At 64.8% G+C, this 20,795-nt stretch carries 22 protein-coding genes; 4 read left to right on the top strand and 18 right to left on the bottom strand.

Features of this window, described 5'->3' with window-relative positions; all coding sequences use genetic code 11:
- Window positions 1-281: 281 nt before the first annotated feature.
- The 6 genes from AC0YKC_RS20905 to tesB form a co-directional block, all read right to left on the bottom strand.
- Window positions 282-950 (bottom strand): outer membrane lipoprotein carrier protein LolA, encoded by a 669-nt coding sequence (locus AC0YKC_RS20905; protein WP_320298873.1) that lies wholly within the window; start codon window positions 948-950, stop codon window positions 282-284.
- Window positions 951-1,199: 249 nt separating this feature from the next.
- Window positions 1,200-3,869 (bottom strand): DNA translocase FtsK, encoded by a 2,670-nt coding sequence (locus AC0YKC_RS20900; RefSeq protein ID WP_488512378.1) that lies wholly within the window; start codon window positions 3,867-3,869, stop codon window positions 1,200-1,202.
- Between the two features lie 208 nt (window positions 3,870-4,077).
- Window positions 4,078-4,353, bottom strand: coding sequence for a hypothetical protein (locus AC0YKC_RS20895; RefSeq protein ID WP_320298875.1), 276 nt, complete (start codon window positions 4,351-4,353; stop codon window positions 4,078-4,080).
- A 267-nt stretch (window positions 4,354-4,620) separates the two neighbouring features.
- Window positions 4,621-5,955, bottom strand: a complete 1,335-nt coding sequence (locus tag AC0YKC_RS20890; RefSeq protein ID WP_488512439.1) for an ammonium transporter — start codon at window positions 5,953-5,955, stop codon at window positions 4,621-4,623.
- A gap of 49 nt (window positions 5,956-6,004) precedes the next feature.
- Window positions 6,005-6,343 carry a P-II family nitrogen regulator gene (locus tag AC0YKC_RS20885; RefSeq protein ID WP_006327120.1) on the bottom strand — a complete coding sequence of 113 codons (339 nt, stop codon included), beginning with the start codon at window positions 6,341-6,343 and terminating at the stop codon, window positions 6,005-6,007.
- A 248-nt stretch (window positions 6,344-6,591) separates the two neighbouring features.
- Complete coding sequence (gene tesB / locus AC0YKC_RS20880; protein ID WP_320298876.1) at window positions 6,592-7,455, bottom strand: acyl-CoA thioesterase II; 864 nt, start codon at window positions 7,453-7,455, stop codon at window positions 6,592-6,594.
- 103 nt (window positions 7,456-7,558) lie between these two features.
- On the opposite strand from tesB, the gene AC0YKC_RS20875 reads away from it, so the two are divergent.
- Window positions 7,559-8,836 (top strand): ubiquinone biosynthesis hydroxylase, encoded by a 1,278-nt coding sequence (locus AC0YKC_RS20875; protein WP_488512375.1) that lies wholly within the window; start codon window positions 7,559-7,561, stop codon window positions 8,834-8,836.
- Window positions 8,837-9,079: 243 nt separating this feature from the next.
- Here AC0YKC_RS20875 and AC0YKC_RS20870 read toward each other — a convergent pair whose 3' ends face one another.
- The 3 genes from AC0YKC_RS20870 to AC0YKC_RS20860 form a co-directional block, all read right to left on the bottom strand.
- Window positions 9,080-9,610, bottom strand: a complete 531-nt coding sequence (locus tag AC0YKC_RS20870) for a hypothetical protein (protein WP_320298878.1) — start codon at window positions 9,608-9,610, stop codon at window positions 9,080-9,082.
- A 219-nt stretch (window positions 9,611-9,829) separates the two neighbouring features.
- Window positions 9,830-10,186: a YciI family protein gene (locus AC0YKC_RS20865; protein WP_320298879.1), complete on the bottom strand. Its 357-nt coding sequence runs from the start codon at window positions 10,184-10,186 to the stop codon at window positions 9,830-9,832.
- Entirely contained in the window at window positions 10,183-10,407 is a 225-nt protein-coding gene (locus AC0YKC_RS20860; RefSeq protein ID WP_488512374.1) for a hypothetical protein, read from the bottom strand. The genes AC0YKC_RS20865 and AC0YKC_RS20860 overlap by 4 nt, the downstream gene beginning before the upstream one ends.
- Window positions 10,408-10,613: 206 nt before the next feature.
- Here AC0YKC_RS20860 and AC0YKC_RS20855 point away from each other — a divergent pair, with 206 nt between their 5' ends.
- Window positions 10,614-11,039, top strand: coding sequence for an OsmC family protein (locus AC0YKC_RS20855; RefSeq protein ID WP_127862816.1), 426 nt, complete (start codon window positions 10,614-10,616; stop codon window positions 11,037-11,039).
- Between the two features lie 216 nt (window positions 11,040-11,255).
- Here AC0YKC_RS20855 and AC0YKC_RS20850 read toward each other — a convergent pair whose 3' ends face one another.
- From AC0YKC_RS20850 to AC0YKC_RS20820, 7 genes are all read right to left on the bottom strand, one after another.
- Window positions 11,256-11,888, bottom strand: a complete 633-nt coding sequence (locus tag AC0YKC_RS20850; RefSeq protein ID WP_434724503.1) for a YceH family protein — start codon at window positions 11,886-11,888, stop codon at window positions 11,256-11,258.
- Window positions 11,889-12,128: 240 nt separating this feature from the next.
- The gene (locus tag AC0YKC_RS20845) at window positions 12,129-12,908 is read right to left on the bottom strand and encodes a succinate dehydrogenase iron-sulfur subunit (RefSeq protein ID WP_320298883.1); all 780 of its coding nucleotides are present in this window, start codon (window positions 12,906-12,908) and stop codon (window positions 12,129-12,131) included.
- Window positions 12,908-13,342, bottom strand: a complete 435-nt coding sequence (locus AC0YKC_RS20840; protein WP_488512373.1) for a DUF3052 domain-containing protein — start codon at window positions 13,340-13,342, stop codon at window positions 12,908-12,910. The genes AC0YKC_RS20845 and AC0YKC_RS20840 overlap by 1 nt, the downstream gene beginning before the upstream one ends.
- Window positions 13,343-13,344: 2 nt before the next feature.
- Window positions 13,345-15,177 (bottom strand): succinate dehydrogenase flavoprotein subunit, encoded by a 1,833-nt coding sequence (gene sdhA / locus AC0YKC_RS20835; RefSeq protein ID WP_320298885.1) that lies wholly within the window; start codon window positions 15,175-15,177, stop codon window positions 13,345-13,347.
- A gap of 5 nt (window positions 15,178-15,182) precedes the next feature.
- Entirely contained in the window at window positions 15,183-15,578 is a 396-nt protein-coding gene (gene sdhD, locus AC0YKC_RS20830; RefSeq protein WP_488512372.1) for a succinate dehydrogenase, hydrophobic membrane anchor protein, read from the bottom strand.
- Window positions 15,578-16,000 (bottom strand): succinate dehydrogenase, cytochrome b556 subunit, encoded by a 423-nt coding sequence (gene sdhC / locus AC0YKC_RS20825; protein ID WP_488512371.1) that lies wholly within the window; start codon window positions 15,998-16,000, stop codon window positions 15,578-15,580. Before sdhC ends, sdhD begins: the two co-directional genes overlap by 1 nt.
- Before the next feature lie 285 nt (window positions 16,001-16,285).
- Complete coding sequence (locus tag AC0YKC_RS20820) at window positions 16,286-16,576, bottom strand: hypothetical protein (protein ID WP_488512370.1); 291 nt, start codon at window positions 16,574-16,576, stop codon at window positions 16,286-16,288.
- 590 nt (window positions 16,577-17,166) lie between these two features.
- On the opposite strand from AC0YKC_RS20820, the gene AC0YKC_RS20815 reads away from it, so the two are divergent.
- The gene (locus AC0YKC_RS20815; RefSeq protein WP_488512369.1) at window positions 17,167-17,523 is read left to right on the top strand and encodes a hypothetical protein; all 357 of its coding nucleotides are present in this window, start codon (window positions 17,167-17,169) and stop codon (window positions 17,521-17,523) included.
- Here AC0YKC_RS20815 and AC0YKC_RS20810 read toward each other — a convergent pair.
- The gene (locus AC0YKC_RS20810; RefSeq protein WP_488512368.1) at window positions 17,507-18,709 is read right to left on the bottom strand and encodes a GGDEF domain-containing protein; all 1,203 of its coding nucleotides are present in this window, start codon (window positions 18,707-18,709) and stop codon (window positions 17,507-17,509) included. The genes AC0YKC_RS20815 and AC0YKC_RS20810 overlap by 17 nt on opposite strands.
- 406 nt (window positions 18,710-19,115) lie before the next feature.
- Window positions 19,116-20,312 (bottom strand): GGDEF domain-containing protein, encoded by a 1,197-nt coding sequence (locus AC0YKC_RS20805; RefSeq protein WP_434724508.1) that lies wholly within the window; start codon window positions 20,310-20,312, stop codon window positions 19,116-19,118.
- A gap of 162 nt (window positions 20,313-20,474) precedes the next feature.
- Here AC0YKC_RS20805 and AC0YKC_RS20800 point away from each other — a divergent pair, with 162 nt between their 5' ends.
- The gene (locus AC0YKC_RS20800; protein ID WP_320298084.1) at window positions 20,475-20,780 is read left to right on the top strand and encodes a hypothetical protein; all 306 of its coding nucleotides are present in this window, start codon (window positions 20,475-20,477) and stop codon (window positions 20,778-20,780) included.
- The last annotated feature ends 15 nt before the right edge of the window (window positions 20,781-20,795 follow it).

Genomic DNA, 20,795 nt, shown 5'->3' with positions numbered 1-20,795 from the left:
GTCGCAAGCCTTCGAGATTGGCCAAAGCCTTCTCAACTTCGTCATTCCAGGGCGGAGCAAGGAGCGAAGCGACGCGCGCAGACCCTGGAATCCATGCCGTGACGTACGAGCGCTGCAACGCTGCAGGCCTCGGAAACTGAAGCTGGCACAGGATGATGTTCTTCTGCGCCGTATCGTTCTTCGGCAAGCGGAACGGCATGGATCCTAGGGTCTCCGCTCCGCTTCGCGTCGCTTCACCCTAGGATGACGAAAGCTACTGATCGGCCGGCCAAGTTGGCAATCTACCGCGTTCTGGTGTTGAGCTCGCGGTTCGCCGTATAGTCGATCGCGAAAGTGTCGGCGGGGAAGTTGCCGCCCTCCTTGACGTTGAAGATCATCACGGTCGTGTCTTTCCCTTGGGCGTCCGTGATCGTCCACTGGCGCAGTTCGTAGGTCTTCGGATCGAACATCATGGTGATCGTCGCATTACCGAACACCGACTTGTCGGAAAGCTTGATGGTGGTGAGGTCGTCCTCTTGCTTGACGGCCTTGACGCGCCCGCCGGAGAGGTCGATCCGGTCGTCGAGGAGCAGCTTCAGCGGCGTCTTCGATAGCGGGTAGAGGTCGGAGGTGTTGAGCTTCTTGTTGAGGATCACCACCGACTTGCCGTCGGAGATGACGCGGAAGTTCGAGGAGCCGTCATAGTTGAAGCGGATCTTGCCGGGGCGTTCGAGGAAGAACTTGCCGCCGGTCTGCTCGCCTTTCGGGCCGAACTGGACGAACTCGCCGCTCATCGACTTCACCGAGGAGAAATGGTCGGCGATCTTCTGCGCCGCCGGCGGCACGGCGGCCTGCGCCGCGGCCACGAGCTGGTAGCCCGGCACGAGGTTGAGAGCGGCGGCTCCGCCAAGCATCAAGCCGAAACCAAGCACCTGGCGACGGGTGAGGGCGAATTCTGTCGAGGTCTTCATGCCGGTCACTTCCTGTGATTCGTATGGTGGCAGTATCTGGGCTCCCAGTAGGGCTTAAGTTTGGCGGGCGCGCGACAGCTCCGTCGGACAAGTTCGGGCGATAGCCCATCGCAAAGGCGCGGGCGACAGCCCGTCGCTTGAACGCGCAAGATGATTTCCAGTTGCCTGCTGGCCCGGGCTGGCGTCTCCCCGGGCCAAGGGTTTGTCGAGATTCAGGTCAGGTCGGCCCCACCTGAATATCGATAAACCCTAGAATTTGTCCTCTTCGGTTGGCACCAAAATCTCGCGCTTGCCGGCATGGTTGGCCGGGCCGACAATACCTTCCTTCTCCATCTTCTCGATGATCGAGGCGGCGCGGTTGTAGCCGATGCCGAGCCTGCGCTGGATGTAGCTGGTCGAGGCCTTGCCATCGCGCAGCACCACCGCCACCGCCTGGTCGTAGGGATCGTCGGAATCCTCGAAGTTGCCGCCGCCACCGCCGCCGGAGCCGCCCTTGCCCGACGGGCCGTCGTCGTCCTCTTCCTCGTCGTCCTCGGTGATGGCGTCGAGATATTCCGGCACGCCCTGCAGCTTCAGATGGCCGACGACCTTCTCGACCTCGTCGTCCGAGACGAACGGGCCGTGCACGCGCTGGATGCGGCCGCCGCCGGCCATGTAGAGCATGTCGCCCATGCCGAGCAGCTGCTCGGCGCCCTGCTCGCCAAGGATGGTGCGGCTGTCGATCTTCGATGTCACCTGGAACGAGATGCGGGTCGGGAAATTGGCCTTGATCGTGCCGGTGATGACGTCGACGGACGGGCGCTGCGTGGCCATGATAACATGGATGCCGGCCGCGCGGGCCATCTGCGCCAGGCGCTGCACCGCGCCCTCGATGTCCTTGCCGGCCACCATCATCAGGTCGGCCATCTCGTCGATGATGACCACGATATAGGGCATCGGCTCGAGATCGAGGTCCTCGGTCTCGTAGATCGCCTCGCCGGTCTGGCGGTCGAAGCCGGTCTGCACCGTGCGCGAGATCTTCTCGCCCTTTTTCTCCGCTTGGCTGACGCGCGCGTTGAAGCCGTCGATGTTGCGCACGCCGACCTTGGACATCTTGCGGTAGCGGTCCTCCATCTCGCGCACGGTCCATTTCAGCGCGACGACCGCCTTCTTCGGATCGGTGACGACCGGCGTCAGGAGATGCGGGATGCCGTCATAGACGGAAAGTTCCAGCATCTTCGGGTCGATCATGATCAGCCGGCATTCCTGCGGCGTCAGCCGGTAGAGCAACGACAGGATCATGGTGTTGATGGCGACCGACTTGCCCGAGCCGGTGGTGCCGGCGACGAGCACGTGCGGCATCTTGGCGATGTCGACGATGACGGCCTCGCCGTTGATGGTCTTGCCGAGCGCCAGCGCCAGCTTGGCCTTGGTCGTCTCGAAATCGCGGCTGGCCATGATCTCTCTGAGATAGACCGTCTCGCGCTTGGCGTTGGGCAGTTCTATGCCGATGGCGTTGCGGCCGGGCACGACGGCGACGCGGCAGGCGATCGCGCTCATCGAGCGGGCGATATCGTCGGAAAGGCCGATGACGCGCGAGGACTTGATGCCGGGCGCCGGCTCGAGCTCGTAGAGGGTGACGACGGGGCCGGGGCGGACATGGATGATCTCGCCCTTGACGCCGAAATCCTCCAGCACGCCTTCGAGCAGGCGCGCGTTCTGCTCCAGCGCGTCCTTCGACAGGCTTGGATCCTTGGCGACGTTCCTCGGCTCGGATAGGAAATGCAGCGACGGCATCTCGAACGTGTCGGAACCGATCAGCGATGTCTGCGCCTCGCGCTGGACGCGGGCGCCCGGCACGGGTCGCGCCGCCGGCGCCGCGACGCGGGTCGCGGCATCGGAGCGGAAATTCTGTACCTTGGCGCCGGCGCCGCGCCGCTGCACGGGCGCCTCGTCGTCGAAGTCGTCGAGGTCGACGTCCTCGTCGTCGTCGAATATGTCTTGATCGGCCGGGTCGACCGAAGCGCTGCGGTCATTGACCATGGCGGCGAAGAATTCCGGCTCGACGCGGGCGCGGCCGCCGGGGCTCATCCGGGCCTCGGCGAACTCGGCCGATTCGACCCGCTCGGCGGCGCGCCGCCAGGCGCTGGCCTTGGGCTCCATCGGCGGTTCGAACTCGTCGCGCTCCCGCCTGCGGCGCTCGGCGCGGCGGTGCAGGAAGGCCCGGAACGACAGCCACCAATGGGTGACGGCGCCGAGCGCGAGGATGCCCTCGTCGCCCTCGTCCTCATCCTCGTCGAACAGCATCTCGTCCTGCTCGCGCCGATCGGGCTGGGCGGCGCGCTCCATGACGGCAAAGCCGTTCTTGCGCGCGATCAGCGCCGAGCCATAGGCAAACAGCCACAACATCGGCGCGGCGAGGATGACCGCTATGATGGTGGCGAAAAGCCCTTTCGGATAACCGCCGACCGCGATGCCCGGGATTTTCAGCACCATGTCGCCGAACACGCCGCCGAGCCCGGTCGGCAGCGGCCAGGTGTTGGGCGGCGTCACGCAGCCGGCGATGGCCGCGGCCGTGAGCGCGAAGCCGAACCAGGCGAAGCCGCGCTTCGGCAATTTGTCGACGCCGCGCGCGGAAAACAGAAGGAAGCCCCAGATCACCGCCGGCAACAGCCCCGCGACGGCGGCAAGGCCGAAGAACTGCATGGCGAGGTCGGAGAACACCGCGCCGGCATAGCCCATGGCGTTGGTGACGACGTTGCTGGTGGCATGCGAGAAGCTCGGGTCGGCGACATTCCATGTGGCCAGAGCCGCTATGCCGAAGGCGGTGAACAGGAACAGCCCGGCGCCGACCAGCCGCCCGACCTGACGCCGTGCGAATGCCTGGATGCCGTGCCCCGTATCGGTCAGCGCGAGCGGTGCTGAGGCGCCTGAACGCATGCTCTTCCCCGTGATCGTTGCCTGGCCGGGCGCATGTCGCACCTCGGCAGATTCGAACGCCAGACTATCGGGAGGAAGGTTAAGGCCGCATTAACCATGGCCCTTTACCGGGCTTCGGCTCGAACAAAGGTGGCAGGCTGCGCGGCCCGCCACCTCTGTGCATCAAATGACGAAACGATCGGGCCTTCGGGACCCGACCTTCAGCAAATCACTTGTGGCCGGCATATGCCATCAGGTTGGCGCAGAATTCGGCGTGAGGCTTGCTCATTGCCGCGTCCTGGCACTCCTTCATCATCGTGTCCTGCTTGTCCTTCGCCGTCGAAGCCCAGGCGGCCTTGAACTCGGCCTCGGGCTTCATGGTCTTCATGCTGGAATCGGTGAAGAACGGAGCCATATTGTCCGGCTCATCGAGAGCACCGGCAAGTGCAACGCCGCTGATCATCGAAAGAGCCATTGCTCCCAGGAAGATGTTCTTGAGGTTCATCAGATGGTTCCTTCCCTCTTGTTTGGCGGGCGCCTTGATGACGCCCACAATCCCATTACGGAATCTGGAGGGCCGATGTTTCACTCAGGCTCGATCAAGTGAATGTGATCGAAACTTCTCCTGACCGGGCGCCGAACAAAAAAGGAGGCCCGGAAGGTTGTTCCGGGCCTCAAGGCGTGAGCCCCTTTCGAGAGCGTCACGACGGGATCTTGGGAGGAATTCGGGCCGGCGGGAGGAGGATCCGCCGGCCCTTGGCAAAGGGTGGCCTTACGGCACCACTTCGCCGTGCTGGGTGACGTCGAGGCCTTCCACCTCTTCCTGGGTCGACGGACGCAGGCCGACCAGGGCCTTGACGATGTAGAGGATCACGAAGGTGGCGATCGCCGTCCACAGGATGGTGAAGGCGATGCCGTAGAGCTGCTTGCCGACCGAAGCGTCCTTGCCGAGCGCGTTGATGGCCGGATCGGCCAGCGCGCCGGTGAGCAGGGCGCCGACGATACCGCCGATGCCATGCACGCCGAAGGCGTCGAGCGAGTCGTCATAGCCGAGCGCATGCTTGAGCTTGACCGCCGACAGGTAGCAGATGACGCCGGCAAGGATGCCGACGATGAAGGCGCCGGTCGGGTTGACGAAGCCGGAAGCAGGCGTCACCGCGACGAGGCCGGCGACGGCGCCCGAGATGATGCCAAGCACCGAAGGCTTCTTGGCGACGATCCATTCGGCGAACATCCAGGCCAGCGCCGCGGCGGCGGTGGCGACCTGCGTGTTCATCATCGCGGCACCGGCGAGGCCGTCGGCCGCCAGTTCCGAACCGGCGTTGAAGCCGAACCAGCCGACCCACAGTAGCGAGGCGCCGATGACCGAGTAGACGAGGTTATGCGGCGCCATGTTGGTGGTGCCGTAGCCCTCGCGCTTGCCAAGCACCAGCGCGCAGACCAGGCCCGCGACACCGGCGTTGATGTGGACGACCGTGCCGCCGGCGAAGTCGAGCACGCCAGCTGTGCCGAGGAAGCCGCCGCCCCACACCCAGTGCGCGATCGGGGCGTAGACGAAGACCAGCCACAGGCCCATGAAGAGCAGCAGCGCCGAGAATTTCATGCGCTCGGCGAAAGCGCCGGCGATCAGCGCAGGCGTGATGATGGCAAAGGTCATCTGGAACATCGAGAAGACGAATTCTGGAATGTTCGAGACCCCCGGCAGCCACAGCGTCGAGACGGTGATGCCGTGGTGGAAGAACCGTGAGAAGCCGCCGATATAGGCGTTCATGGTGGCGGAGTCATTGGTGGTGAAGGCCAGCGAATAGCCGAACATGAACCACAGCACCGTCACCAGGCAGGTGACGGCGAAGCTCTGCATGATGGTGGCAAGCACGTTCTTCTTGCGCACCATGCCGCCGTAGAACAGCGCCAGGCCGGGGATGGTCATCATCAGCACCAGCGCCGTCGAGGTGAGCATCCAGGCGGTATTGCCGGTGTCGAGCGCGGGTGCCGGCGCGGCGGGCGCCGCGGCGGTGGCTGCCGGGGCGGCGGCCTGCGCGAAGGCGGCGACCGTGCTCATGGCGACGAGTGCGAGCGAAGCGGCCCCGCGTCCCGTCGTCTTCAAGGTGGAAGGAATATTCATTGAACTCTCCGTTGGAATGGGTGTTCGCCGCTTAGAGCGCGTCGGTGTCTGTTTCGCCGGTACGGATACGCACCGCCTGGTCTATGCCGAAGACGAAGATCTTGCCGTCGCCGATCTGGCCGGTCTTGGCAGCCGCGGTGATGGCTTCGACGGCCTTGTCGACCATGTCGGCGCCGACCGCGACCTCGATCTTGATTTTCGGCAGGAAGCTGACCGCGTATTCCGCGCCGCGATAGATTTCCGTATGTCCCTTCTGACGCCCGTAGCCTTTGACTTCGGTGACGGTCAGGCCCTGGATGCCGACGGCGGTGAGCGCTTCGCGCACCTCGTCGAGCTTGAACGGCTTGATGATTGCCATCACGATTTTCATAAGGTTTCACCCTTTGCTGTTGCGGTCCCCCGCGTTTGCACACCTTCACCGATCCCGAGGAGAGCCGGAGAGTGCCCGACAGGATTCAAGCTCCGTGCCAATTGCCGAAGCAGGGTGTTAACCTGTTGTAAACAAAGGGAACCGGTGACCCGCGCACAGTATTTGTGCGCGCGCGCATCGGGCTGCCAGATCAAAAAATAGGCAAAATCTGGAAAATGCCTATTTAGTAGGCTTGAACAGAAACCGGCTCAGCGTTTGAGTCGGATCAGGCCTTCCTGGGCGACCGAAGCGATAAGCGTCCCATCGCGCGCGAACAGCGAGCCGCGGGTGAAGCCGCGCGACCCTTGCGTCGACGGACTGTCCTGATTGTAGAGGATCCAGTCGTCCAGCGAATGGCTGCGGTGGAACCACATGGCGTGGTCGAGGCTGGCGGCCTGGATGTCGCGGTCGAAGATGGCGCGGCCATGCGCGAAGGTCGAGGTGTCGAGCAGCGTCATGTCGGAGAGGTAGGCGAGCACGGCCGCCTGCGTCGCGCGGTTTTCCGGCACCGGGCCAGTGGTGCGGATCCAGATGTTCTGCTGCGGATCGAGCTTTTCGCGGCTCGTGTAGTGCTTCAGCATCACCGGCTTCATCTCGATCGGCCGGTCGCGCTCCCAGTAGCGCCTGATGCCTTCCGGCACCGCCTCGCCGAATTTGCCGAGCAGCTCGGGCTGGGTGAGCAACGTGTCCGGCTCCGGCACGTCGCGCGGCATCGGCATCTGGTGCTCCAGCCCGACCTCGTCCTGCTGGAACGAGGCCTCCAGCGAGAAGATCGCCTGGCCATGCTGGATCGCCACGACCCGACGCGTGGTGAAGGAGCCGCCGTCGCGGATGCGGTCGACCTCGTAGACGATCGGCAGCTTGGTGTCGCCGGGCCGCATGAAATAGCCGTGCAGCGAATGCACGTGGCGCTCGGGCTCCACGGTTCGCTGCGCGGCGACCAGCGCCTGGGCGATGGTCTGGCCGCCGAAGACGCGCTGCCAGTCGACCTTGGGGCTGCGACCACGATACAGATTGTGTTCGAGTTGCTCGAGGTCGAGAATGTCGAGAAGCTCGTCCATGGCCGCTGTCATGTTTGAAATCCTTCGAGGATATGCCATGGCCGGTTTCGGACAGGACGTGCGGGCAGTCAAGGCCGCAAGCGGCGGCCGGCCGAAGCCGTGAAAGGATGATGCCATGGTCGACCGCAAGCCGGACGCAACGGGCGCCGATGGAAAGCGCGAGGCGCCGCTCGACGTGCTCATCGCCGGCGCCGGCTATGTCGGCCTCACCGCGGCCGTGTCGCTGAAGCAGGCACGCCCGGGCCTCGCCGTCGCCGTCGTCGACGCGGCGCCAGCCGGCGTCTGGCAGCGCGACGGCCGCGCCTCGGCCATCGCCGCGGCCGCCAGCCGTATGCTGGAGCAGCTCGGCGTCTGGGAGGACATCGCGCCGGAAGCGCAGGCGATCACCGAGATGATCATCACCGACTCGCGCGCCGCCGATCCGGTGCGTCCGGTGTTTCTGACCTTCGACGGCGAGGTGGCGCCCGGCGAGCCTTTCGCTCACATGGTCGCCAACCGAGACTTGAACGGCGCGCTGCGCCGCCGCGCCGAAAAGCTCGGCATCGATCTCATCGAAGGCATGGCGGTCAGCGCCTTCGATGTGAACGGCGCCGGCATCACCGTGCACCTGGCGGACGGCGCGACGCTGAAGGCGCGGCTGCTGATCGCCGCCGACGGCGTCAACTCGAAACTGCGCGACATGGCCGGCATCAAGACGGTCAAATGGGAATACGGCCAGTCCGGCATCGTCTGCACGGTGGCGCATGAGCGTCCGCACAATGGCCGCGCCGAGGAGCATTTCCTCCCCGCGGGGCCTTTCGCGACGCTGCCGCTGAAGCCGGACAAGGATGGAACCAACCGCTCGTCGATCGTCTGGGTGGAGCGCACGGAAGATGCCAAGGCGCTGGTCGCGGGCGACGAGTTCGTTTTCGAGCACGATCTGGAGCAGCGCTTCGGCCTGAAGCTCGGCGAAATAAGCGTCGCCGACAAGCCGCGCGCCTGGCCGCTCGGCCTGACGCTGGCCCGCGCCTTCGTCGCGCCGCGCTTCGCGCTGGCCGGCGACGCCGCGCACGGCATCCACCCGATCGCCGGCCAGGGCCTCAATCTTGGTTTCAAGGATGTCGCCGCGCTCGCCGAAGTCGTGGTCGAGGCCGACCGGCTCGGCCAGGACATCGGCGCGCTCGACGTGCTCGAACGCTACCAGCAATGGCGCCGCTTCGACACGCTGCAGATGGGCGTCACCACCGACGTCTTGAACCGGCTGTTCTCCAACGACATCGGCCCGCTGCGCGCCGTGCGCGACCTTGGCCTCGGCCTGGTCGAGCGCATGCCCAGGCTCAAGGATTTCTTCATCCGCCAGGCCTCGGGCCTGTCCGGCGACACGCCAAGGCTGCTGAAGGGCGAGGCGATCTAGCGCCCGATTGGCCGCAGCGCCTGTCCAGTCGTCATTCTATGGCGGAGCAAGGAGCGAAGCGACGCGGCGCAGACCATAGAATCCATTCCGTTACCTATAAGCGCTGCGACGATGCAGAATTTCTGCTCCGCCGCACCCCAAGTTCGAAGTCACGGCATGGATTCTCGGGTCAAGCCCGAGAATGACGAGGCGATAGGCCGTTTCGGTCAACCACCAAGGCATATGATCCGCTAACGAGCGCCCTTAATTAACCTCGAACCCCAGCTTCTGCCGCAACCTCAGCATCCGCTGGTCGGCGATCTTCAAGCTCTGCCCGCCGCCTTGCGCGACCCGGTTCAGCATCCTGAGCAGGTCGTCGCGCTCATGCGGATCGAGGCGTTCGCGCAGGAACGGCGCCAACTTGTCGATGACGATCGTCGTGTCGTCGACCTGCGCGGCCGCCCATTTGGCGTAAACGACAGCCTCATCGGTCTTCTTTGGGCCTTCCGCGATCTGCGCGATCACCTCGCGGATGACGGCCTCGCGCTGCGGCAGGATCGGACCGTGCTCCGCGACGATCGCGGTGATCAGCGTCGCCGCCGCCACCACCGGATCGTCGATCGCGGTCAGCGGCGAGAGCGCGGCCTGGTTGCGCAATTTCTTGCGGCGGATGTTGCCCTGGACGCGACCGACGACATCGGCGACCTCGCGAGCGGCGTCGCTCATATATTTCAGCCGGTACCACCAGATGGCGGCCGCTCCGAGCAGGCCGAGAATGGCGATCAGGAAAGGCATGCCGAATTCCCCCGAAATCGCGGCGACGATAAGAGAAGCGCGGCCCTCGTTCAACACGCAACGGTTGCGACTGATGAAGAAAAGCTGAACATCCCGCCGCAACCGCCTAATGCATGTCGCGCAAAAGTGACCTCGGTTTTGCGATGACGACACGCATCAAACAAACACCTAAAGCACGTTGTGTGAATCCGTTTTCACGCGACGCGCTTTAGGCCGGCATCACGAACCCGGTATGTCGTAGATAGCCCGCACCTCGACCGTCCCGAGCTCGGCCAGCGGGATGCCCTCGGCGATCTTCAGCGCTTCGGCAAGGTCCGTCGCCTCGACCATGACGAAGCCGAGCAGTTGCTCCTTGGTCTCGGCGAACGGCCCGTCGGTCACCAGCGCCTTGCCCTTGCGCCGCCGGAGCGATTTCGATGTCTTCACCGACTGCAGCGCCTGCGCGATGACCAGCTTGCCTTGTCGGTCGAGCTCCCTGTCATAGCCGAGCGAGTCGGCATCGAGCTTGGCCGCGCGCTCAGGCGTCAGCGCATAAAGGTTCTTCTCCTCGCCATAGACCAGCAAGACATATTTCATTTCGAGCTTCCTTTCATTGATGCGTCATAGCGGGCGAAGGCGACGGTGTCGGTTTTGCCGGCCGTCGCCGCATGATCGAGCAGGCATGCCGCGACGCCGATGATGGCGATGGCCGCCGCCAGCCGGCCGAAGCCGAGTGCCGGCGGATCCAGCCAGAACTCTTCAAGTCGCATGGCTTTTCGCCCCGGCCTTCCCCAGATCGCAAGAAACAGATTGTCCATCCTTAATCTCCATCGGCCGTAAGTGGCCGCCCGCAGGACGGTCGGGCCGACGGGAAGTCGACATTTTTTCACGCGCATTTTTCTCGCGAGTTTTCTGAAACACAATCATACCAGGCCGTGGATGGTCTTCCGCCGCGCCCGCGCTATAGTTTCCAGGAACGTCGGCGCCCGCCGGCGAGAACCCCGACAGACCAGGAGGAAATTCCATGGACCGCACCGCAAACGCCGTCTGGAAAGGCAATCTGAAAGAGGGCAAAGGCACGCTCGACACCCAGAGCGGCGCCTTGAAGGGCACGCCCTATTCGTTCAAGGCGCGTTTCGAGGACGAGAGCGGCAAATCCGGCACCAACCCGGAAGAGCTGATCGCCGCCGCCCATGCCGGCTGCTACGCCATGCAGCTGTCGCATTTCCTGGCCGAGAACGGCACGCCGGCCGCCGAGCTCGACGCCAGGGCCGTGGTGACGCTGGTGCCCGGCACCGGCATCACCGGCAGCGCCATCACTTTGGTCGGCAAGGTGCCCGGCATCGACGCGGCGAAATTCAAGGAACTGGCCGAGAAGGCCAAGGCCGAATGCCCGGTCTCGAAAGCGCTCGGCGCCATCAAGGTATCGTTGGACGCGAAGTTGGGGTGACTTGCGTTTCATTTTGAGGGGTTGCGATCCTTCGCCCCCCTCTCTGCCCTGCCGGGCATCTCCCCCTCAAGGGGGGAGATTGGATGTCACGCCAGCTTTCGCCAATCTCCAACGCCGTAAGCGGAATGCCGGCGCCGAAGCTGCCAATCTCCCCCCTTGAGGGGGAGATGTCCGGCAGGACAGAGAGGGGGGCCTCGCGCCAGCGTCTCCGGGGGCTTACAGCCCCAGCGCCTCGATCTTCGCCCGCAGCGCCGCGACTTCTTCCTCCAGCACCCTGACCCTCGCCTCAAGATCGCTATCCGAAGACGTCGCCGCCGACTGCCACGGTGCGACTGCCACCGCCGCCGCCTCGACCGGCCCGCTCAGCAAATGCACGTAGCGCTCCTCGCGCTGACCCGGCGCGCGTTCGAGCAGCTGGATCAGCGGCGGGCGGCGACCGATCATCAGGTCGAGATTGTCGCGAAGCTCCTCGATGGAGGCAAAGCGCGCCATGCGCTCCGAGCGGGCAAGCAATTCATGCGCGGTCTGCGCGCCGCGCAGCAGCAAGAGGCCGATCACCGCGATCTGCGGCGTGGTCAGCGAAAAACGCTGTGCCATCTGGTGCTCGTAGCGCTCGACCCGCGAGGCGAAGGCCTGGCGCACCAGGCCCTTCTGCTCGAGCGTGCTCAGCGCCCGCCTGATCTCGGTCAATTCCAGCGCCATCACCGGCTCGCGCGCGGTCTTCTGGTTGGCGGCCTGATGCGCGCCGTTCAGCGTCAGCGGATAGACGTCCGGCGTCAGCTCCTTCTTCTCGATCAGCGAGCCGAGGACACGGGCTTCGACAGGAGAGAGGATGGGGAGATCGGTCATGAGAGTTGCCTATCCTTTTGAAGTCGGCGGGACAGCGCCCCCCTCTGGCCTGCCGGACATCTCCCCCTCTTGGGGGGAGATCAGCAGCTTCGCCGACGGCACCTCATCCTTCAAGCCTGCAGATTGGCGAAAGCCGCGATGACAGCCAATCTCCCCCCAAGCGGGGGAGATGGCCGGCAGGCCAGAGGGGGCGCGAAGGATAGCTGCGTTCAAGGTTATCGCGAGCGAACAGCCTTCGCCTCAGACCCTTCTCTCCACCATCATCTTCTTGATCTCGGCGATCGCCTTGGCGGGATTGAGGCCCTTGGGACAAGTCTGCGCGCAGTTCATGATGGTGTGGCAGCGATAGAGCCGGAACGGATCTTCGAGGTTGTCGAGCCGCTCGCCGGTCGCCTCGTCGCGGCTGTCGATCAGCCAGCGATAGGCCTGCAGCAGGGTGGCCGGGCCGAGATAACGATCGCCGTTCCACCAGTAGCTCGGGCAGGATGTCGAGCAGCAGGCGCACAGGATGCACTCGTAGAGCCCGTCGAGCTTCTCGCGGTCCTCATGGCTCTGCAGCCATTCCTTGGCCGGCGTCGGCGAGACCGTCTTCAGCCAGGGTTCGATCGAGGCATGCTGGGCGTAGAAATTGGTGAGGTCCGGTACGAGATCCTTGATCACCGGCATATGCGGCAGCGGATAGACCTTCACCGCGCCGGAAATGTCCTCCACGCCCTTGGTGCAGGCCAGCGTGTTCGAGCCGTCGATATTCATGGCGCAGGAGCCGCAGATGCCTTCGCGACAGGAGCGGCGCAGCGTCAGCGTCGGATCGATCTTGTTCTTGATCCATAAGAGCGCGTCGAGAACCATCGGCCCGCAATCGTCCATGTCGACGAAATAGGTGTCCATGCGCGGGTTTTCGTCATCGTCCGGCGACCAGCGGTAGATGCGGTATTCGCGCAGGTTCGTCGCGCCCTCCGGCTTCGGCCAGGTCTTGCCCTGCTCGACCTTCGAATTCCTGGGAAGTGTCAGTTCGACCATTACCTGCGGTCCTTTCGGATGACGAGCTTCAGCCCGGACCAGATTTCGTTCACGGCGGCGACCTTGACGTCGACCAGATCGCGCTTCAGCGCCTCTGACCGGATCACGTCCTCGGTGACGTCGGTCGGCACTTTCGAGGCCTTCTTCGGCCAGGAGACCCAGACCATGCCGTCGCGCTTGATCGCCGTCTCGATGCCGGCAAGGCCGTCCTCGATCTCGGCGCGCTGCCGGGTGAAGGCGTGCACGGCATCGTATTTCTGGCGACCCGAGATCGCCGCCCAATCGGCAAGCCGGTCGACGCCGGCAAAGGAGACGGCTTCAGCCAGTCCATCGAGCTCCGGCGGCAGCGCGATGAAGGCGGCCACCATGCCGTCCTTCAGGCCGAGCTTGGCCGGAAGGGGCGTGCCGGAATATCCGGTGGCCGCGAGCGCCATGATCAGTACACCCTGGCCTTCGGCGCGATTTTGGCCGGGTTGATGCCGCCGTCCTTTTCCGCCAACAGCAGTTCTGTGTGCACGGGCCGGTAGGTGAGCGTCACCTTGCCGTCTTCGCTCAGATGGGCCAGTGTATGCTTGCGCCAATTGGCGTCGTCGCGGGCGGAGAAATCCTCGCGCGCATGCGCCCCGCGGCTCTCCTTGCGGGCCTCGGCGCCGTAGACCGTGGTGATGGCGTTGGCCATCAGGTTTTCCAGCTCCAGCGTCTCGACCAGGTCGGAATTCCAGATCATCGAGCGGTCGGTGACCTTGATGTCCTTCAGCTCGCCCCAGATCTGCGAAACGCGCTTGCAGCCGTTCTCCAGCGATTCCTGCGTGCGGAACACCGCGGCGTCTTCCTGCATCGCCTTCTGCATCTTCTCCCGCAGCACGGCCGTCGGCGTCGGGCCGTTGGCGTGCCGCAGCCGGTCGAAACGGTCCATGATCTTCTCGACCGAAGCTTCGTTGGGCGCGGGGATCGCCGACTTGCGGTCGATGACCTGGCCGGCGCGGATCGCCGCCGCGCGGCCGAACACGACGAGGTCGATCAGCGAGTTGGAGCCCAGCCGGTTGGCGCCATGCACCGAGGCGCAGGCGGCCTCGCCGACCGCCATCAGGCCGGGTGACACGCGATCGGGATTTTCGGCCGTTGGGTTGAGCACCTCGCCCCAGTAATTGGTCGGCACGCCGCCCATATTGTAGTGCACCGTCGGCAGCACCGGGATCGGCTCCTTGGTGAGGTCGACGCCGGCGAAGATCTTGGCCGATTCCGAAATGCCCGGCAGCCGCTCATGCAGCACGGCCGGATCGAGATGGTCGAGGTGCAGGAAGATATGGTCCTTCTTCGGACCGACACCGCGCCCCTCGCGTATCTCCATGGTCATGCAGCGCGACACTACATCGCGCGAGGCAAGGTCCTTTGCCGACGGCGCGTAGCGCTCCATGAAGCGCTCGCCCTCGGAGTTGACGAGATAGCCGCCTTCGCCGCGCGCACCCTCGGTGATCAGGCAGCCGGCGCCGTAGATGCCGGTCGGATGGAACTGCACGAACTCCATGTCCTGCAGCGGCAGGCCAGCGCGTGCGGCCATGCCGCCGCCGTCGCCGGTGCAGGTATGCGCCGAGGTGGCGGAGAAATAGGCGCGGCCATAGCCGCCGGTCGCCAGCACCACCATCTTGGCCGAAAAACGATGGATGGTGCCGTCGTCGAGGTTCCAGGCGACGACGCCGGTGCAGGTGCCGTCCGGTTCCATGATCAGATCGAGCGCGAAATACTCGATGAAGAACTGCGCATTGTTCTTCAGCGACTGGCCGTAGAGCGTGTGCAGCATGGCATGACCGGTGCGGTCGGCGGCCGCGCATGTGCGCTGCACCGGCGGGCCTTCGCCGAAATTCATCATCATGCCGCCGAAGGGCCGCTGGTAGATCTTGCCCTCTTCGGTGCGCGAGAACGGCACGCCGTAATGCTCGAGCTCGTAGACCGCCGCGGGCGCCTCGCGCACCATGTATTCCTGCGCGTCGATATCGCCCAGCCAGTCCGATCCCTTGACGGTGTCGAAGAGGTGCCACTGCCAGTTGTCCGGGCCCATATTGGCGAGCGAGGCCGCGATCCCGCCTTGCGCCGCGACCGTATGCGAGCGCGTCGGGAACACCTTGGTGATGCAGGCGGTGCGCAATCCCTGCTCGGCCATGCCGAGCGTGGCGCGCAGGCCGGCGCCGCCGGCGCCGACGATCACGACGTCGAATTTGTGGTCGACAAAAGTGTAGGCGGAAGCCGTCTTGCTTGTATCCTTGGCCAAGGCCTTCAGCCTCCGAATGCGAGTTTGAGCAGGGCAAACAGCGAAGCGACGCCGACTGCAACGCAGAAAAAGGTGTTGAGGGCGATCAGCGCCAGCTTCATGCCTTCGCCGTGCACATAGTCCTCGATGATGACCTGCATGCCGAGTCGCATGTGGTAGAGGCCGGAAATCAGTACCAGCGCCAGCACCAGCGCCACGAAGGGATTGGCGAGCGACGCCCGCACTTCCGTGTAGCCATGGCCGTTGACCGCGATCAGGAAGCCGACGAAGAACAACAGCAGCGGGATGTTGGCGATCGCGGTCAGACGCTGGCGCCAGAAATGCTGCGTGCCTTCGCGCGCCGAGCCCAGGCCGCGCACCTTGCCGAGCGGCGTGCGCATATCGGTGTTGTTCGCGCTCATCAGAAAGCTCCCCGCGCCATGTAGCCGGCGATCCAGATCAGCAGCGTCAGCACGATCGAGCCGGCGAGCGTCGCCCAGGCGATCTTCGAGGCCGTATGTTTTTCCAATCCCGCGCCGGTGTCCCAGACGAGGTGGCGCAGCCCGCCCAGCATGTGGTGCATCAGCGCCCAGGTGTAACCGAACAGAACCAGCCGGCCGAGCCAGGAACCGAAGGCCCAGTTGACCCCGTCGAAGGCAGCCTGCGAGCTCGAAGCGGCGATCAGCCACGCCGCCACCAGCAGCGTCCCGAAATAGAGCGCGCCGCCAGTGATGCGATGGATGATCGACATCGTCATCGTGATCGGCGGCCGGTAGATCGTCAGATGCGGTGAAAGCGGTCGTTCACGTCTGGCAATTGCGCGGGTGGCTGGTGATTTGCTCATGGCTCCCCCAGTTCGGCATCCTGGAGCCGCGATGCGGCGTTTGCCGCCCTCACATATGGCTTCGGACAGCCGGTTTCTAATGCTCTTTTTGCACCGCGTCAAAGCCGGAAAATCGTTTTGGAAACATCATTTAGTCTGACAAACTGGCCGTCGCGCGCTTCAATCGATTAGCGGCTGTTTCGAAGCCGGCGCAACGTTCGCTGCAGTGCAGCAATCAGATGACCACGAGATGCCCGAGTGCATCGAGATTCGGGGCAGGCCGGCCTCACCGAACTTCGTCGCAGCTCAGCGTTTGCAGGTCTGCGGCGTCGACCCTCTTTTCATCACCAGCGCCTCGCGCCCGTCGATCACGATTGCGTCATGCGTCGCGGCTTCCTGGTAGCGGCTGCTCTGGTTGGCGGGCGAAGCGGCGAACTCCTCGGTCGAGCCATCGGGCCGCATGACGCGTAATGCGCTGCCCACATTCTGGATGGTGATCATGCCGCCATTGCCGCATCTGTAGGTGGCCGTGCCGATGCCGGACCGCGGCGTGGTAAGGTCGGTGAAGATCTTGGTTGGCGGTGCGGCAGGTGGCACGGGCGTCTTGGCCGTAGCAGATCCTGGGGCCGCAGCAGATCCTGGGGCCCCCGCGGAGGTCGGGGGCGCTGTGGGTACCGCCGCGGCGGGCGTGGCGGACTGCTGGATTGGCGCAGGCGAAGCCGGCGCGGCATTCGCCGCCTTCGGCGCACCGTCCTGCGGCACGCAGGCCGCGGCCGCGAGAAGCAGCGGGATGGCGATCGATACCCCAACCGTGTGGCCAAAGTTCATAAGCTGCCCTTTCGTGCGCGGCACGCTACAGCAATTCCAGGAAAAGTGTGAGCGGTTGGGCTCGGCGCCTTCGCCGTAGCCTCCGTCCGGAATCGCGTCGAAACAAAGAGATAGGCGGTTGCCGTTTCCGTGAAGTGGTGAACCGCTGTAGCCACGCGGCGCCGCGAGATCAAGTTGACCCGGAGTCAGCGCAGCTCCCGACCGGCCCGTTTCCTGGGAAGCCGGTCCGCTCAAAATTAACCATGTTCCTTAAGAACCGGCGCCGAAAGCCGCCCGCCTCTTAACAAAGGTTAAGAAAGGGTTAATTTCCGATTCGAACCATATTCCAGGCGCGATCGTGCCGACCAAGGGAGAGCGACATGCGTTCGAATTCAGTGCGGGCAAGCGTTGCCGCCGCTGCGCTGGCGGGGCTGGTGACGGCAATCGCCGCGCCGGCCGAAGCCGGCCTGCGCCATCACGACCGCGTCTATGCCGATTCCTTCGGCAATCTCGTCATCGACAGCGCCGCCGGCTACAAGCGCATCATCGTCGGCGAGGGCAAGCTTGCGAAAAAGCTTTCCGAATTCACCAGCGCCGGCCAGCCGGATGTCGTCTATGACGATGCGGACGAGCCCGGCTCGCCCGGCTGCTACCAGCCGCCGGTGCTGGTGAAGGGCCGCTCCTATATGTACGGGCTTTCCGACGGCGAGATGCCCAATCTCAGCCCTTGCCGTTGAAGATCGTCGGCGCCTGGCGCCGCCGCAGCGCGCCTGACACGCGAACGCAGTCGCGCCCGGCATTCTTGGCGTCGTAGAGCGCTGCGTCGGCGCGCCGCAAAAGATCGGCGAAACCCTCATCGGCGGCAAGCTCGGCCACGCCGAAGCTCGCGCTGCAGCGGTGCTCGGCGGGCAGGCCATCGATCGGCAGGGCGCCGAACGCGTTGCGCGCGCCTTCGGCAAACAGCCGCGCCGCGGCGAGATTGGTGCCCGGCAGGATGATGGCGAACTCCTCGCCGCCGATGCGGCCGGCGACATGGTGTTCGGCCGCGGCTTCGCGCAGGAAACCGGCGAAGCTCTCGATCACGCGGTCGCCGCAGGCATGGCCGTAGCTGTCGTTGATGCTCTTGAAATAATCGAGATCGGCGATCACCAGCGCCACCGGCACGCCGCGCCGGACGGCATCCCGCATGGCAAGGTCGGCATGGCGTTCGAAGCCGCCGCGGTTGTAGAGCCGCGACAAGGTGTCGGTTTCCGATTTCGAGGTCGCCTCGTTGAGCGCGTCGCGCACCAGCACGGCCAAGGCAAGCAGCGCCAGCGCCAACCCGAACACGGTGCCGAGCGATTGCGAGACCAGCGCGTAGCTGGTCTGCACATAGGCCTGCGGGTTGGCGCCCCAGCCGCCCAGTGCGCCGGCGATGAGCGGCTTGGAAGCGAACTGCACTGCGCTGGCGCCAAGCACCAGCGCAAGCAGATGGTCGAGCCGCGCCAGCCTTTGCCTCGAGGACAACACGATGCCGAGCGCGGTGAACTGCATGACGGCGTAGGGAAGCTGGTAGGCCATCATGCGCGTCAGCGAGTGGCGCGGCAGGTCCTGCACCAGATAGACGGCGACGGAGGCGACGACGAGGAAGCACAGCATCGGCGACCAGGGCGGCCTCACACCATATTTGTGGGCGATCCCGCCGTTGAAGGCGACGGTTGCGCCGAGGAACACGGCAAAGGCGGCAACGACCGGCAGCCGCGCGTTCGCGAAGGCGGGGATACTGAATTCGATGGCGAAATAGGCCATGCCGAGCAGGTAGCTGAAGGCAAGCCAGCGCGCCGACACGCGCCCGGTGCCATAGACGGCAACCGCCATGAATGCCGCCGCCAGCAGCCCGGCGACGACGAGGTTGATCATCAGTATGAAGTCGGCGCTGCCCATATGTTCCTTCGTCGGATGGTCCGGACAGAAAAGCATCGACGGGCGAAAAACACGTTAACGCTAACTGTGGCAGAGACCGCAGACCTCCGTGATTAGCCGGAAACGCCCGTTGTTTCGTCACTCTTGGGCGGAGCAAGGAGCGAAGCGACGCGCGCAGACCCTGGAATCCATGCCGTGACATCCGTGACGCGCAAAGCAGGTCAGAATTGGGCAGAGTTCACAGCGGACCAAGACGCTTGTTTCAGGGCCGCCGCATCCTTCGATTGAGGTCACGGCATGGATCCTCGGGTCTGCGCGCGTCGCTTCGCTCCTTGCTTCGCCCAAGGATGACGAAGCTGCATTCGCTCCGGCCAATCGCGAACGTTGCGTTCGCCTACTGGGTTTGGGCGTGGGAGGTCAACCCGCCTCAGCCGACGGCGAGCGGTTCGGTGACGAACGTCGTTTCAGGCCGCTCGTAGGACAGACGAACGCTGTCGCGGCCGGTCTTCTTGGCCTTGTAGAGCGCCTCGTCGGCGCGCCGCATCAATGGCATCAGCCCTTCCCTGCCGGAGCGGGCGGCAACGCCGAAGCTCGCGGTGACCCTGATGCCGGGCGGCAGGCCGTCGATCGCGCCGGCCGAATAGAAGGAACGGATCGCTTCGGCGAAGAGCCTTGCCGCCCCCAGGTCGCTGAGCGGCAACAGCACGGCGAACTCTTCGCCGCCGATGCGCCCGGCGGCCCCGCGCGCGCCGGTGGCGGAGCGCAACTTGGATGCGAAGTCGGCGATCACCCGGTCGCCGGCCTCATGTCCGTGCCGATCGTTCAGCGCCTTGAAGTGATCGAGGTCGGCCAGCACCAGGGCGACGGGAAAGCCGGCCTTGCCGCACTGGTCGAGCAGCAGCGTCGCCCGCTCCTCGAAACCGCGGCGGTTGAGGATCCCGGAGAGCGGGTCGGTATGGGTCTCGGCCTTCAGCGCCCTCATCACGTCGAGCGCGGCGGCCGTGAACAGGCAAAGCGCGATCAGCAGCGACAACAGCGCATGCGAAAGCAGCGCCGTCGTCCAGTAGGAGGAACCGTAGAAGCCGTCATAGCTGGGGAACGGCCCATGCGCGATCACGACGACCAGCGTGCGGACGATGAAGTTCAGCCCGGAAAGCAGCGACAGCGCGAACAGGATCTTCTCGGTCGGGCCGTTGTTGCGTACCGTTCTCAGTTCGGCGGCGACCAGCAGGCTGAGCGCGCCGAAGCCGAAATTCATCCCAAGCACGCGCCAGGTGAGGTCCGGCTGGACAAACATGAACCAGATGAAGGCGCAGAGCCCGCCTCCGGTCACGATACCGATGCCGACATAGGGCACGCGCCGCCCGTAGCGCGCGACGATCGCGCTGGACAGGCAGCAGGCAGCGATCGTGAAGCAGATGTTGGAGGTGAGCTTGGTCAGCGCCACGCCGACCGGAAGCGTAAAATATTGCAGCAGGAATCCCGGCGCCGACAGGCAATAGCTCGCGCCGAGCGCCGCCAGATACGGGCGATGGCGCTGATAGGAAAAAAGCACGAGGAACGCGGCGCCAAGCGCCAGCGCTATCGTCGGATTGAGCAGCGCTATGAGCAGACCGGTGTCCAAAGGACTGCGACTTTCCCCAACTTACCCAACGGGAGATACTAGGACTTAAGCCCAAACAAGCGGTTAAGCCCTCCGATAAATACGTCGCGGAGCCATACGGAACCGGCCTGCCGAAGCGGCGTTGTCGGGCCAGGCAGGAGCGCCAGACAGGAGACGATCGAGATGGCCGAGACGATCACTTTGACCGATCACGATGAAATCCGCTCCTGGGCGGCAGCGCGCGCCGGTTTCCCGGCCATCGTCGATGTCTCGCCCGAGGCCGGAACGCAGGCCATGCTGCGCCTGGTTTTCGACCAGCAAGCCTATGAGGACCAGGACCGGCCGGAGCGACCGCCCAATGCCGGTGGCTACGAGTTGGTCGAATGGGATGAGTGGTTCAAAATCTTCGACGAGCGGCAGCTCGCATTGGTCGTCGCCGCCGACGAGCCCGGCCGGCGCGAGGAGTTTCACGAGATCGTTCGCAGATAGAAAGCAAAGGGCCCG

The organism is Mesorhizobium sp. CNPSo 4661 (genome assembly GCF_057784215.1).
This window is presented reverse-complemented; position numbering and strand designations above follow the sequence as displayed.

Bases quoted from the DNA above. Each gene is read 5' to 3' on its own strand.
- AC0YKC_RS20905 (WP_320298873.1), bottom strand. From the start codon at position 950: ATGAAGACCTCGACAGAATTCGCCCTCACCCGTCGCCAGGTGCTTGGT.
- AC0YKC_RS20900 (WP_488512378.1), bottom strand. From the start codon at position 3,869: ATGCGTTCAGGCGCCTCAGCACCGCTCGCGCTGACCGATACGGGGCAC.
- AC0YKC_RS20895 (WP_320298875.1), bottom strand. From the start codon at position 4,353: ATGAACCTCAAGAACATCTTCCTGGGAGCAATGGCTCTTTCGATGATC.
- AC0YKC_RS20885 (WP_006327120.1), bottom strand. From the start codon at position 6,343: ATGAAAATCGTGATGGCAATCATCAAGCCGTTCAAGCTCGACGAGGTG.
- tesB (WP_320298876.1), bottom strand. From the start codon at position 7,455: ATGACAGCGGCCATGGACGAGCTTCTCGACATTCTCGACCTCGAGCAA.
- AC0YKC_RS20875 (WP_488512375.1), top strand. From the start codon at position 7,559: ATGGTCGACCGCAAGCCGGACGCAACGGGCGCCGATGGAAAGCGCGAG.
- AC0YKC_RS20870 (WP_320298878.1), bottom strand. From the start codon at position 9,610: ATGCCTTTCCTGATCGCCATTCTCGGCCTGCTCGGAGCGGCCGCCATC.
- AC0YKC_RS20865 (WP_320298879.1), bottom strand. From the start codon at position 10,186: ATGAAATATGTCTTGCTGGTCTATGGCGAGGAGAAGAACCTTTATGCG.
- AC0YKC_RS20860 (WP_488512374.1), bottom strand. From the start codon at position 10,407: ATGGACAATCTGTTTCTTGCGATCTGGGGAAGGCCGGGGCGAAAAGCC.
- AC0YKC_RS20855 (WP_127862816.1), top strand. From the start codon at position 10,614: ATGGACCGCACCGCAAACGCCGTCTGGAAAGGCAATCTGAAAGAGGGC.
- AC0YKC_RS20850 (WP_434724503.1), bottom strand. From the start codon at position 11,888: ATGACCGATCTCCCCATCCTCTCTCCTGTCGAAGCCCGTGTCCTCGGC.
- AC0YKC_RS20845 (WP_320298883.1), bottom strand. From the start codon at position 12,908: ATGGTCGAACTGACACTTCCCAGGAATTCGAAGGTCGAGCAGGGCAAG.
- AC0YKC_RS20840 (WP_488512373.1), bottom strand. From the start codon at position 13,342: ATGGCGCTCGCGGCCACCGGATATTCCGGCACGCCCCTTCCGGCCAAG.
- sdhD (WP_488512372.1), bottom strand. From the start codon at position 15,578: ATGAGCGCGAACAACACCGATATGCGCACGCCGCTCGGCAAGGTGCGC.
- sdhC (WP_488512371.1), bottom strand. From the start codon at position 16,000: ATGAGCAAATCACCAGCCACCCGCGCAATTGCCAGACGTGAACGACCG.
- AC0YKC_RS20815 (WP_488512369.1), top strand. From the start codon at position 17,167: ATGCGTTCGAATTCAGTGCGGGCAAGCGTTGCCGCCGCTGCGCTGGCG.
- AC0YKC_RS20810 (WP_488512368.1), bottom strand. From the start codon at position 18,709: ATGGGCAGCGCCGACTTCATACTGATGATCAACCTCGTCGTCGCCGGG.
- AC0YKC_RS20800 (WP_320298084.1), top strand. From the start codon at position 20,475: ATGGCCGAGACGATCACTTTGACCGATCACGATGAAATCCGCTCCTGG.